The following is a 914-nucleotide window of genomic DNA, read 5'->3' as shown; positions in this document are numbered from 1 at the left end:
TGGCTAGATCAGCCGCAACCGCCGCCTTTGGAAAGACCCGGAGGCGACCCTCGCCTCAGCCCAGGCCTTCCTCTACGCCGCCGCCGTCATGATCCTCGTTCGAAGGCTCGGCCGAGCATCATGACTTACCAGACGGACTCTTAAAAGAGTGCTTAGCGATGGCTAGGCATTTTGACATTGCAGGAGATGTTCATTTGCCTCGAGCAGGGGAAAACAGGCTCAGCGTGCCGCTCTAAGATTTTTCGTAGCCTCACGCCCTGCAAGGCCATCAGTAAGAGCCCAATCTAATATTATCTGATCGTTCCCATCGGCTTGCATCGCATGTACAATCTTTCATAATCAGTTTTGGATGAACGGTGACCACGTCTTCAGCGTACCCCAATATTTGAAGAAAATAATTACAAACTCTAATTCAAATTCGTCGACAGTAGGCTGCTCTAATACAAGCTAGGCCCCATCGTCAATCCATAATATAAATCTGAAAATTAATACCACTCAGAAATAGATTACACCCAAATATAACCCAGAACTCGAGCAGTATTCGATCATGCATCTTTCTGTACATTCGGCTATGTTATTTACATTCAGATGTGCCATTCGACGCTGCCGTTGTAGAACATGTTGGCGACGCCGCCGCTGTTGTAGCCGGCATGGTTGTCGGCGGCGTCGCCCGCCAGGGTGTGCCCGTTGAGGCTGACCTGATGGACGTAGAGGTTGCGGTCGGCCGTCGCGCTGCCGCCGTAGACGTCGTCGAGGAACTGCACCGCGATGTCGTGCGCACCCGTGCCGAACTGGCCCGTGAGGGTGATGTCCTGCGTCTGGCCTGCCGCATGCGACGCGCTGGTGGTGAGTGTGCCGCCGATCTGATGGCCGTCCACCAGCACCTGGAAGTGCGGATCACCCTGGTAGCTGTC

The 914-nt window shown here is 53.9% G+C and carries 1 protein-coding gene and 1 pseudogene; one reads left to right on the top strand and one right to left on the bottom strand.

The features are described 5' to 3' along the window. Positions 1-7: 7 nt before the first annotated feature. A pseudogene (locus MKK64_RS06775) lies at positions 8-124 on the top strand (IS5/IS1182 family transposase); the annotation flags it as partial. Between the two features lie 460 nt (positions 125-584). On the opposite strand, the gene MKK64_RS06770 reads toward MKK64_RS06775, so the two are convergent. Beyond that, positions 585-914, bottom strand: a 330-nt coding sequence (locus MKK64_RS06770; RefSeq protein WP_279593068.1) for a carbohydrate-binding domain-containing protein, incomplete at its 5' end; no start/stop codon positions are given.

Origin of the sequence: Methylobacterium sp. E-025 (genome assembly GCF_022829705.1) — a bacterium.
In the GTDB taxonomy this organism is placed as follows: Bacteria; Pseudomonadota; Alphaproteobacteria; order Rhizobiales; family Beijerinckiaceae; genus Methylobacterium.
Note: the sequence above shows the minus strand (reverse complement) of the source record. Positions and strands in the feature narration are given on the sequence as shown.